Here is a 9,582-nt window from a genome sequence, read left to right as displayed (position 1 = left end):
CGGTGCCGCCCTCGCCGCCGCCCAGCGAAGCGGCCAACGACCGCGGCGACACGCCCACGCTGCGCGCCTTCGCGCTGCTCGAATTCCTGGTCGCCGCGGACCGGCCGCTGACGCTGGCGGAGATCATGCAGGGCTTCGAGGCGCCGAAGGCCTCGCTGCACCGGATGCTGGGCGCGCTCGAGTCCGGCGGGCTGGTGATCCGCGAACCGGGCGCGCGCAACGCCTATGCGGTCGGCCCGCGGCTGGCCCGGCTGGGCGTGGCCATCGTCACGCATTCCGGCACCCGCCAGCTGCGCCACGCGATCCTGTCGCGGCTGGTCGAGGATATCGGCGAGACCGTCAACCTGACCATGCTCCACGAGAGCGCGGTGCTCTATCTGGACCGCATGGAGGCGCCCTGGCCGTTGCGGCTGGACCTGAAGCCCGGTTCTCATGTGCCGCTGCACTGCTCGGCCAGCGGCAAGCTGCTGCTCGGGCTGCTGCCGCGCGAACAGCGCCGCGCGCTGGTGCGGCAGCTGCCGCTGGAACGCTTCACGCAGAACACCATCACCGACGTCGAACTGCTCGAGGCCGAGCTGGACCGCTGCGCGCACAAGCAGATCGGCGTCGACAACGAGGAGTTCGTCGCCGGCATCAGCTGCGTGGCGGTGCCGGTGCGCGACGAGCGCGGGCAGGTGGTGGCCGCCCTCGCGGTCCATGCGCCGACGGTGCGCTCGCCGCTGTCGCGTTCGCTGGAATTCGTGCCGCGGCTGCAGCAGGCGGCGGCGGATCTGGCGTCGACGTTCTAAGACCTGAGCGCCCGGCGGTAGTGGCCCCTCTCCCGCAGGCGGGAGAGGGAAGTAGTCCAGCCGCATCGCGCATCAGCCCTTCAAGCCCTTCCCTTCCACGGCACCAGCCACTTCTCCACGGCGCGCATCAGCAGATCAAAGCCATAGGCGATCAGCCCGATCAGCACGATGCCCATCACCACCACGTCGGTACGCAGGAAGTTCGAGGCGTTGAGCACCATCTGGCCCAGGCCGGCGGTGGCGGCCACCATCTCGGCCGCGACCAGCGTGGTCCAGCCGAAGCCGATCGCGATGCGCATGCCGGTCAGAATGTCGGGCAGCGCGGCGGGCAGCACCACATGGCGGATCACCTGCCACGGCGTGGCGCCCATCGAATAGGCCGCGTTGATCTGCTCGATCGTCACCGAACGCACGCCGGCGCGCGCTGACATCGCCATCGGCGCGAAGCAGGCGAGGAAGATCAGCAGGATCTTCGAGGTCTCGTCGATGCCGAACCAGATCACGATCAGCGGCAGATAGGCCAGCGGCGGCAGCGGCCGGTAGAACTCGATCGGCGGATCGAAGACGCCGCGCGCGATGCGCGACACGCCCATCAGCACGCCGACCGGCACCGCGGTGACGGCCGCCAGCGCGAAGGCACCGAACACGCGCACCATGCTGGCCCAGAAATGGTCGAGCAGCGGCAGGCCGCCCTGCACATTGCCGTTCCACGCATCGACAAAGGCCTTGCCGATCGACTCCGGCGTCGGCAGGAACAGCGGCGGCAGCCAGCCGAAATGGCTGGCGACCCACCACAGCACCAGCAGCGACACCACGGTGACCGCGGAAATGCGCGAGCTGGAGCCCTCGCCCGGCATCCGGTAACCGGAGACCGTGCGGACCTTGCGCGTTGGCGATGCCGGCGAGGCGGGCGATGCGGGCGATGCGATGGTGGCGCTCGTGGTGGAAGACATCTCGTTGGCAACGAGGGCGCCCGGCGCGCGCGTCGCGCCCGGCAGGCTCTGAACGGTGGCAGGCATCGGCTTATCCTTGTGGCGTGGCATGGATCAGGTCGACGATTTCCTCGCGGTGGCGAATGAAATCCGGATCGGATTTGACGGCGCGCGCATCGCCGCATTCGATATAGCGGCGCGCATACGGCAGCTCGTAGGTGTGGGCGATGCGGCCCGGCGACGGCGTCATCACGATCAGCCGTGTGGCCAGGAACAGCGCCTCCTCGACGCTGTGCGTGATGAAGAAAACGATCTTCTGCTCGCGCGCCCACAGTTGCAGGATCAGCGCCTGGATCGATTCGCGCGTCAACGCGTCGAGCGCGCCCAGCGGTTCGTCCATCAGCATCACCGCCGGATCGTTGGCCAGCGCGCGGGCGATGCCGACGCGCTGCTGCATGCCGCCCGACAACTGGTAGACGGGCTTGTCCGCGACATGCTCCAGCCCGACCAGCGCCAGCTTGTCGCGCGCGATGCGCAGCCGCTCGGCACGGCCGGCGCCGCGCATGCGCAAACCCAGCGCGACGTTGTCTGCGACGTTGAGCCACGGCATCAACGCATGCTTCTGGAACACGACGCCGCGTTCGGCGCCGGGCCCGTTGACGGCGCGGCCGTCGAGCCGGATCTCGCCTTCGGACGGTTGCATGAAGCCGGCGATGCAGGACAGCAGCGTGGTCTTGCCGCAGCCGGAGGCGCCCAGCGCGACGACGAAGTCGCCGCGTTCCATGGTCAGGTTGACCTGCGACAGCGCGAGCGTCTGCGCACCGCCCGCGCCGCCATAGTTGACGCTGAGGTTGTCGATTTCGAGTTTGGCCATCTCGGTTCCCTGTGGGGTCGTTGGCGAATCGCTGAAAGAACTGGACAGGCGCGGCTCAACGCATCGCCCGCTTGACCCACTCGGCATTGACGCCGGCGGAGTAGTCCGGCAGCACGGTCTGGATCGTGCCCTGCTCCTTCAGGAACTGCGCCGCGGACTGCAGGGCCTTGGCCGCGCCGCCGCCGAGCCAGCGCGCCGAAGCCTGCTCCTCCAGCGTCGGGAACGCGTACAGCGACATGCTGCCCGGCACGTCCTCGGGCTTGGCGCCCGACACTTTCGCGACGGTCTTGACCATCGGCGAATCGGCGGTCCAAGCGGCCTTGTTCTTGCGGTAGCTGTCATCCGCGGCGGCCAGCATCCTGACGAACTTGACCATGAAGTCCGGGTTCTCCCGCGCGAACTTCTTGCTGACGATCATGCCGTCGAAGGTGGCCTTGCCGGTCGACTGCGCGATCTGCCCCGAGGTCAGCAGCACCTTGCCGGTCGGCTTGATGCGCGCCAGCACCGGGTCCCAGATGAAGGTCGCATCGATGTCGCCACGCTGCCAGGCGGCGGCGACTTCCGGCGGCCGCATGTTCATGATGCGGACCTGCTTCGGATCGACCTTGGCCTGCTCCAGCGCGACCAGCGTGTGATAGTGCGTGGTCGAGACGAACGGCACGCCGACGCGCTTGCCCTTCAGATCGGCGACGCTGTCGATGCGCGTCCCGTTGCGCGCGACCATCGCCTCGGCGGCGTTGATGTCGTCGAGAATCCAGAACAGCTCGACGTCCAGCCCCTGGGACAGTGCCGAGGCAATCGGCGAGGTGCCGGCCTCGCCGATCGCGATCTGTCCCGACGCCATCGCGCGAATCACGTCGCCGCCGCCGGAAAACTGGCGGAACGACACCTTGTAGCCGGTCTGCTTCTCGATCTCCTTGGCGTCCTGCACATGGCGCCATGGCACCACCATGTCCTGGTAGGCGATCACCACCTCCTTGCTCTGTGCCAGCGCGCCCGTCTGCACGGCGGCGGCCAGCACTGCGCCTGTTGCGAACTGCTTGATCCAACGCTCGATCCAACGCATCGTCGTATTCCTCAAGAAAGACAGGTTGCGTGCCGCGGCAGGGAGCCAGGGAGCGGCACGGAGAATCCAGGCACCGGCGAGGTGCCTACTCGAGGAGGGGAAGACTGGAAGCAGGTCGCATGCCAATGTCTCCTTGCAGTGGACGGCTGTCGCGTCCTTTGATCGGCCGTCGCCGCATCGTGGCGGCAATCGGCGGCCAACGCCTTGCACGTTGGGTAGCGCTATCGTAGGCAGCGGGTGGCGCGCGCCATAGTGCCACTGGGCGGCAATCGTGGGTCCAAGCGCCGACCGGCCGCCGAACGGCACCGTATTCGGCTCTGCTGCCAGCCGCGCGCGCCCTTCCATCGCACCATGACGGTCCTTTACGTCCCGTTTTAGTGCGCATAACGTGCCGTTTTTCGAGATTTTTGTTGACCGAGAGGGCCAGCGGGCCTATGCTTCGGTCAAATCCCGTTTTCGGTACATTTCATCCCGCTTTTTATTCACCGTATCCGCCATGAAAGCGATCCACCGCATCATCGAGCGCGCGCGCTCGTCCCCCCGGCGCGTCGTGCTGTGCGAGGCGGAGGATCCGCGCGTGCTGCAGGGCGCGCAGCGCGCCGTGCAGCATGGCATCGCCCGCATCGTGCTGGTCGGCGATGCCGCCCGCATCGCCGATGCGGCGACGCGGCACGGCATCGCGCTGGACGGCATGGAAGTGGTCGATCCCGCCATGGCGGCGCAGCGGGAACGTTACGCGCAGCAATGGCTCGCGCTGCGACAGTCCAAGGGCATGACGCCCGAGCAGGCACAGCGCGACGTGCTGGCGCCGCTGTGCTTTGCCAATCTGATGGTGCGCGCCGGCGACGCCGACGGTTCGGTGGCGGGCGCCGTCCATACCACTGCGGACGTGGTACGCCACGCGATCCAGATCATCGGCATCGCCCCGTCCTTCCGGCTGGTATCGAGCTTCTTCCTGATGATGTTCTGCGAGCCCTTCCACTCGCTCAAGGGCGGGCTTATCTTCTCCGACTGCGGCCTGGTGATCGACCCGGACGCCGAGGCGCTGTCCGAGATCGCGATGGCCGCCGCCGACAGCGCGCAGAGCCTGCTGATGGAGACGCCGCGCGTGGCGATGCTGTCGTTCTCGACCAATGGCAGCGCGCACCACGCCGCCGTCGACAAGGTCGCCGCGGCGACGCAGCGCGTGCGCGCGCTGCGGCCTGGCCTGGCGATCGACGGAGACGTGCAGCTCGACGCCGCCATCGTCGCGGAGATCGCGGAGCGCAAGCTGCCCGCGTCGCAGGTCCACGGCCATGCCAACGTGCTGGTGTTCCCAAGCCTGGAGGCCGGCAATATCGGCTACAAGCTCGCCGAGCGCCTGGGCGGAGCGGTGGCGATCGGGCCGATGCTGCAAGGACTGCGACGCCCGGCCAACGATCTGTCGCGCGGCTGCAGCGCGGACGACATCTTTCACGTGATCGCGGTCACCGTGGTGCAGGCGCAGGCCGCCGACCTCGAAGCGGGCGATGCCAGCGCGCAGATGGCGCTGCCGGGCCTGCTCGAAGGCCTGCCTTCCGACACCACACCATCGGGAGCCACGCAGTCCCGATGAATGTCGAAACCTTGCTGCCGGTCCTGGCCCTGCTCGGCCTCGGCAGCTACTTCCAGACCGTGACCGGGTTCGGCATGGGTCTGATCGTGATGGGCGCGGCCAGTGGCCTGCATCTGGCACCGGTCGCCACGCTGGCCGCGCTGGTGAGCCTGCTGACGCTCGCCAACGGCGCGCTGGCGCTGCCCGGCAAGCTGCACCATATCGACTGGCGCGCGGTGCGGGCGGCCACGCTCGGCATCCTGCCGTCGGTGGTGGCCGGGGTCGTGCTGCTGCACTACCTGAGCGGCACCGCCGCCGGCGTGCTGCAGCTGATGCTCGGCGCCGTGGTGCTGTACGGCGGCATCGGCGCGGCCTTGCGCCCGGCGGCGTTGGCCAGCCGCTCCGGCGACGGCAGCTTCTTCGTCAGCGGCGTCTGCGGCGGCCTGCTCAGCGGCCTGTTCGGCGTCTCCGGGCCGCCGCTGATCTTCCAGTTCTATCGCCAGCCGCTGAACATGGTGCAGATCCGCTGCGCGCTGATCCTGGTCTTCACCACCACTTCGGCCGTCCGCACCGCCTACAGCGCCTGGCAAGGCGAACTGGCCAGCGACGTCTGGCTGCAGGCCGCGCTGGCCTTCCCGGTGGTCGCGCTGAGCACGATCGCGGCACGGCGCTTCCCGCCGCCGCTGTCGGCCGAGGCGACGCGCCGGGTGGCGTTCGGGGTGCTGGTGGTGCTGGGTGCGTATCTGATGGCGGGGCCGCTGTGGCAGTGGTTCGCTACGTCTTCGGCATAAGGCCATCGCATAACGTAGCCGCCGGTGTTCTTTGTTGGCATTTCGTCACCAGAGCCCGGGTAACGTAGCCGATCGTACCTCTTATCTGCGAACCAGGCGCGACCATAACGTAGCCGACCGCATACGTTAATGGTCCGCGACGCGCGCTTTGGTCTATAATGACGCCGATCGACTACGGTATGGCGCCATGCACGTCCCAATCTCCGACCCTGAAATGCTCGGGCAGCTCGTCCGCGCCGCGCGTCTGTCTCAACGGCTGACCCGCGATGAAGTCGCGCGGGGTACGGGCCTGTCGCCCACCTTCATCTCCGACGTCGAAGGGGGAAAATCGACAGCGCAATTGGGCAAGGTCTTGCACCTGCTGCGCGAGTTGGGCGTGTTGCTGTCCGCCGAAGCCTTCGATGTCGAACCGTGGCTGAAGAACCCGGAGGCAATCACGAAACGGCGGGTGCGCAAATGAACGGCGACACGCGTACGTTGATGGCCAGCGCCAATGGCATCGGCATCGGCACGCTCGTCGAGGACAACGGCGTCTGGAGCTTCGAATACGACCCGCTCTGGCTCGAACGTCCGGACCGGTTCGCCTTGTGTCCCGACTTGCCGTTGCAGCCGGGCCGCCAAACGGACACCAGCACAGCCCGCCCGGTGCAATGGTTCTTCGACAACCTTCTCCCCGAAGAAGAGCAACGCACCCTGCTAGGGACATCGGCAAAGCTGGACATCGACGATGCATGGTCGATGCTCGCCTACTACGGAGCCGAGTCCGCCGGGGCCATCACGCTATTGCGGCCCGGCGCGCAAGAGCCAGCGCCCGGGCGCGTGCCTCTTCCCCTGGAAACGTTGAACGCGCGAATCCTCGACCTGCCCCGTCGGCCGCTCGATGCGAACGCCCCCAAACACATGTCGGTGGCGGGGGCGCAGCACAAGCTCGCCGCCATCCTCGAGGGTGGGCCTGGACACTGGTCCATCTGGGAGCCGGCCGGCGCGGAACCGTCCACGCATATCCTGAAGCCGGATTCGCGGTCGGAAACGTGGCGCCACACCGCCATCAACGAGTTCTACTGTATGCGGCTCGCCGCCCGTTCAGGCCTGCCGGTTCCTGCGACTTCCTTTCTTCGTGTGCCAGCGCCCGTCTTTGCCGTGGCACGATTCGACCGCCGCAGCGGCGATGGCCGGATCTGGCGACGTCACGTCATCGACGGCATGCAAATACGGGGAAAGAGCCGCGTCCTCAAGTACGCGCAAAGCTCGACGCAGACCCTGAAACAACTGATCGCGCTGACCTTGCCACGCACCGCATCGCGGCTGGCGCTGTTTCGGTGGATTGCGTTCAATGTGCTGATCGGCAATGGCGACGCGCACATGAAGAACCTGTCCTTCTTCTGCGAGCCCAGGGGTTATACGCTCGCGCCCTTCTACGACCTGGTCAGCACCGTGGTCTATGACACCGTCACCTACCGGAACCATGACCCGTTCTGGCCGGACTCCGAGCTGACCATGCCCATCGGCAACGCTCGCCATTTCCGTGACATACGCCGTGACGACGTGATGCAGGCCGGCGTGGAATTGGGCCTGGCGGCAAGCGCAGCGGCGGCCGAGCTCGACGCGCTGCTGGCAACGCTGGAACACGCCAAGCGGGATGTGTACGAGCAAGTCGTGGCGCAGGCTCAGCCCGATGCTGGCGAAAGGAGAATCTTGAACTCCATCCTGGCCATGCCGCTCGCCCAGATGTCGAAGCAACTGCAACGCTAGCCCGCGCCGCGGTGCGACGCTACATTTGCGCCGCACGTCCCCCGCTTCCCACCCAGCGCGCGATCGCATCGATGGCCGCCGTGTCCAGCGGCCGCGTCGTATCGAGCGGGTAGTGTTGCCGGTAGTAAGGGCTCAAGTCCAGATCGACGCCCAGTGCCATCACCTCGATGCGCCCCTGCGCCTCGTGGCGCGCCACCACGTCCTTCAGATGATCGTCCAGCAGCCGTTCGCCGTTGGCCTGCGCGGTGGCGCGGTCCATCGGGCTGCCGTCGGATACCACCACCAGCAGACGGCGTGCCTGCGGGCGTGACAGCAGGCGGGCGCAGGCCCAGTCGACCGCTTCGCCGTCGATGCCTTCGCGGAACAGATCGGCCTTGAACAGCGCGGCGATGCCGGTGCGTGCGCGGCGCCAGCTGGTATCGGCATCCTTGAACACCAGATGGCAGACCTCGTTGAGGCGGCCCGGTGACGGCGGGCGGCCCGCCGCCTGCCAGTCGCGCGCCACGCGGCCGCCGTTCCAGGCGCCGGTGGTGAAGCCGAGCACCTCGGTGGCGAGGCCCGCGGCATCGGCCGCGCGTGTCATCACATCGACCAGCAAGGCGATCTGGTCGACATGCGCCTTCATCGAGCCCGAGCAATCGATCAGGAACGCCAGCACCGCGTCGGTGCGCGGCTGCAATCGCGGCTGGCGGAAGATGCGCGGCTGGCCGCCGGCGCAGGCCAGCTGCGCGAGCCGGCTGCGGTCGAGCCGGCCCTCCTCTTCGCCGGACGACCATCCATCGGCGGCCGGTATCGCGAACGCCGACGACAGCGTGCGCGCGATGCGGACCGGATTGATGCCGCCGCCGACGATGCGCCGGTCCAAGCGTTCGCGCCATGCCTGCAGCGAAGCCTGCCGCGCCAGCGTGGCGGCGCGCAGCTCGCGGTCGTAGCGGGTGGTAAAGGCAGCGTAGGCCGGCGCACGGGCCTCGTTGGCGCGGGCACGAGCATCGCCGGTGCCGGCGCCGCCTGCTTCCTGCAACAGCGCCTCGTCCTCGAAGTCGAGCAGCAGCGAGAAGCCGTCGCGCACGGATTCGTGCGCTTCACGCCCATCGTCGCCGGCCAGGCCTGCGCGACGGGCATCGTCGCGCAGCATCCGGGCCACCATCTCCGCCGCGGCCAGCGCATGTTCGGCAAAGGCGCGCTGGTCGGCGCGCGTGCGGCGCATGCCGGCCAGCGCGGTGCCCAGCGCCGGCACGATGGCGGCGCGCGTGGCCTCGATCAGGTCCTCGGTTTCCTCGACCACCGGGCGCCCCGACAGGCGCGACCAGGCCACCTGCGCCACCGTGTAGACCAGGATGCCGAAACGCCCTTCGGTCAGGCCCGAGCGGTGGAACGCCAGCGACCATCGTTCGAAGCGGGCGTGAAGGTTGGCGGCCACGCCCGGCATGCCGGCGGGCAGATGGGTCTCGCAGCGCAACTGCTCGAACAGTTCAAACAGCAGCCGCGCGACGGGATCGGCGGGACGCAGCGCGCGATGCAGGTCCGCATCGCCATGGCGCAGGCGCAGTGCAACGCCGTCGACGCCACCGCGCAAGTCCGCGAAGGCGTCACGGCCCACATCGGTCAGCAGGTGCGGCGCGTGCAGCGGCAGCGGCCGTTGGCCGCGCCATGGCCTTCCTGCGCGGTAATGCAAGGCAGCGTCCCCCGCCAGCGCGCGCAGCGCAGCCGCGCACAACGCCTCGCGCCTGCGCAGCCACCGTTGCCGGCGGCGGTGGCTGCGCAGGCTCCGCGATCGCGGCCGCGGCGGGGTCCGCGGCCGCGGGG

The 9,582-nt window shown here is 68.5% G+C and carries 9 protein-coding genes; 5 read left to right on the top strand and 4 right to left on the bottom strand.

The window, feature by feature from the left end:
* Positions 1–2 precede the first annotated feature (2 nt).
* The gene (locus tag B551_RS07210) at positions 3–788 is read left to right on the top strand and encodes an IclR family transcriptional regulator (RefSeq protein WP_083492543.1); all 786 of its coding nucleotides are present in this window, start codon (positions 3–5) and stop codon (positions 786–788) included.
* 80 nt (positions 789–868) lie between these two features.
* Here B551_RS07210 and B551_RS07205 read toward each other — a convergent pair whose 3' ends face one another.
* The 3 genes from B551_RS07205 to tauA all read right to left on the bottom strand — a co-directional run bounded on the left by B551_RS07205 (position 869) and on the right by tauA (position 3,660).
* On the bottom strand, positions 869–1,741 hold the full coding sequence (locus tag B551_RS07205) for an ABC transporter permease (RefSeq protein ID WP_043437944.1): 873 nt from the start codon (positions 1,739–1,741) through the stop codon (positions 869–871).
* A gap of 70 nt (positions 1,742–1,811) precedes the next feature.
* A complete protein-coding gene (locus B551_RS07200; protein WP_006576511.1) occupies positions 1,812–2,594 on the bottom strand; it encodes a taurine ABC transporter ATP-binding protein in 783 nt (260 codons plus the stop codon).
* 55 nt (positions 2,595–2,649) lie between these two features.
* Positions 2,650–3,660, bottom strand: coding sequence for a taurine ABC transporter substrate-binding protein (gene tauA, locus B551_RS07195; RefSeq protein WP_006576510.1), 1,011 nt, complete (start codon positions 3,658–3,660; stop codon positions 2,650–2,652).
* 496 nt (positions 3,661–4,156) lie between these two features.
* Here tauA and pta point away from each other — a divergent pair, with 496 nt between their 5' ends.
* The 4 genes from pta to B551_RS07180 all read left to right on the top strand — a co-directional run bounded on the left by pta (position 4,157) and on the right by B551_RS07180 (position 7,776).
* Positions 4,157–5,254 (top strand): phosphate acetyltransferase, encoded by a 1,098-nt coding sequence (gene pta / locus B551_RS07190; protein ID WP_023263772.1) that lies wholly within the window; start codon positions 4,157–4,159, stop codon positions 5,252–5,254.
* Positions 5,251–6,024 carry a sulfite exporter TauE/SafE family protein gene (locus B551_RS07185; protein WP_023263771.1) on the top strand — a complete coding sequence of 258 codons (774 nt, stop codon included), beginning with the start codon at positions 5,251–5,253 and terminating at the stop codon, positions 6,022–6,024. The genes pta and B551_RS07185 overlap by 4 nt, the downstream gene beginning before the upstream one ends.
* 214 nt (positions 6,025–6,238) lie before the next feature.
* Positions 6,239–6,484: a helix-turn-helix domain-containing protein gene (locus B551_RS25330; RefSeq protein WP_006576507.1), complete on the top strand. Its 246-nt coding sequence runs from the start codon at positions 6,239–6,241 to the stop codon at positions 6,482–6,484.
* On the top strand, positions 6,481–7,776 hold the full coding sequence (locus tag B551_RS07180; RefSeq protein ID WP_006576506.1) for a HipA domain-containing protein: 1,296 nt from the start codon (positions 6,481–6,483) through the stop codon (positions 7,774–7,776). The genes B551_RS25330 and B551_RS07180 overlap by 4 nt, the downstream gene beginning before the upstream one ends.
* A gap of 19 nt (positions 7,777–7,795) precedes the next feature.
* On the opposite strand, the gene B551_RS07175 is transcribed toward B551_RS07180, so the two are convergent.
* Positions 7,796–9,541: a cobalt chelatase gene (locus B551_RS07175; protein WP_043437938.1), complete on the bottom strand. Its 1,746-nt coding sequence runs from the start codon at positions 9,539–9,541 to the stop codon at positions 7,796–7,798.
* Positions 9,542–9,582 lie beyond the last annotated feature (41 nt).

The sequence above is a fragment of the Cupriavidus sp. HPC(L) genome, assembly GCF_000307735.3.
Lineage (GTDB): Bacteria > Pseudomonadota > Gammaproteobacteria > Burkholderiales > Burkholderiaceae > Cupriavidus.
The sequence above is the reverse complement of the archived record's forward strand: the minus strand, read 5'-3'. Positions and strand labels throughout refer to the sequence as shown.

Coding starts and splice junctions, on each gene's coding strand:
- B551_RS07205 (WP_043437944.1), bottom strand. CDS start 1,741: ATGTCTTCCACCACGAGCGCCACCATCGCATCGCCCGCATCGCCCGCC.
- B551_RS07200 (WP_006576511.1), bottom strand. CDS start 2,594: ATGGCCAAACTCGAAATCGACAACCTCAGCGTCAACTATGGCGGCGCG.
- tauA (WP_006576510.1), bottom strand. CDS start 3,660: ATGCGTTGGATCGAGCGTTGGATCAAGCAGTTCGCAACAGGCGCAGTG.
- pta (WP_023263772.1), top strand. CDS start 4,157: ATGAAAGCGATCCACCGCATCATCGAGCGCGCGCGCTCGTCCCCCCGG.
- B551_RS07185 (WP_023263771.1), top strand. CDS start 5,251: ATGAATGTCGAAACCTTGCTGCCGGTCCTGGCCCTGCTCGGCCTCGGC.
- B551_RS25330 (WP_006576507.1), top strand. CDS start 6,239: ATGCTCGGGCAGCTCGTCCGCGCCGCGCGTCTGTCTCAACGGCTGACC.
- B551_RS07180 (WP_006576506.1), top strand. CDS start 6,481: ATGAACGGCGACACGCGTACGTTGATGGCCAGCGCCAATGGCATCGGC.